Below are 1,105 nucleotides of genomic sequence, written 5' to 3' on the forward strand. Positions count from 1 at the left end.
ACAGCAACGGCACGCTGGCGGACCATTGGGAGGCCATCGAGACCACCCCGGGTCTTCAGGCAACATCAGTTCCATCGCCGGCCTGTACAACTTCTACGGCCACACTGCGTACCACGCGACCAAGGCTGCGGTGCACCAGATTTCGCGCCAGCTGCGAAACGACTGCATCGGCAAGCGGATTCGAGTGACCGAGATCTGCCCCGGCCGGGTCGAGACCGAGATCTTCGGCCGAAACCTCGGCGGCACGCCCGAGGCCATGCAAGAAGCATGGGAGACCTTCTACGAGGGCTACGAATCCATCACCACCAAGGACATCGCGGATACCATCGAGTTCGCGATCGACGCTCCCGGCCACGTCAACCTGGGTCTCATCGAGGTGCTCCCCACCTTCCAAGTGCCCGGTGGCCTCGACTTCATCCGTCGCAACGACTGAGAGAGCGCATCATGAGTTTTGTACTACCGGAAACGACGCTCGGAGTGGTGGCCCATGCGGCCGGTGACCTGCGGGTCGAGCACGTCGCGTTGACTGCGCCGACCGCTGAGCAGGCAGTGGTCGAGATCGCCTACGGCGGTGTGTGTGGATCAGATCTGCACTACTGGACGCACGGTGCGGCGGGGGAGTCGATTCTGAAGGCACCGATGCTGCTCGGTCACGAGGTGGTCGGCACGGTCGTGACGACCGCGGCCGACGGAACGGGGCCGGTAGTCGGAACTTCCGTAGCCGTACACCCCGCAACGCCCGGTGGGACCACCCCACGGTTTCCGAGCGATCGGCCCAACCTCTCACCCTGCTGCACATACCTGGGAAGTGCAGCGCAGTACCCGCACACCGAGGGGGCATTCGTGAAATACGCAGTGCTCCCGACACGCATGCTCCGGACACTGCCCGAGGGGCTGGACCTGCGGACAGCGTCGGTAGCGGAACCGGCAAGCGTTGCCTGGCACGCTGTCTCGCGAGCGGGAGACGTACGCGGAAAGAAAGCGCTGGTCGTCGGGTGCGGACCCATCGGGGCGCTGGTCGTGGCCGTGCTCAAACGAGCAGTATCAGATTGTTAACGGCTGCCAGACGAGCCACGTCCTTTTTGATCAGCAAGAACATTTGACT

Annotated in this window: 2 protein-coding genes; both read left to right on the forward strand. The window is 63.6% G+C overall.

Annotation, left to right across the window (positions count from 1 at the left end; genetic code table 11):
- The coding region (locus tag ABT116_RS49325; protein WP_351648176.1) for an SDR family oxidoreductase at positions 1–433 on the forward strand (433 nt) is incomplete at its 5' end.
- Between the two features lie 11 nt (positions 434–444).
- Positions 445–1,056 (forward strand): alcohol dehydrogenase catalytic domain-containing protein, encoded by a 612-nt coding sequence (locus tag ABT116_RS49330; protein ID WP_351648178.1) that lies wholly within the window; start codon positions 445–447, stop codon positions 1,054–1,056.
- Positions 1,057–1,105 lie beyond the last annotated feature (49 nt).

The sequence above is a fragment of the Streptomyces sp. NPDC002130 genome (assembly GCF_040296465.1).
Lineage (GTDB): Bacteria > Actinomycetota > Actinomycetes > Streptomycetales > Streptomycetaceae > Streptomyces.

Excerpts from the sequence above, each read along its gene's own strand:
- ABT116_RS49330 (WP_351648178.1), top strand. The coding sequence starts at position 445 with ATGAGTTTTGTACTACCGGAAACGACGCTCGGAGTGGTGGCCCATGCG.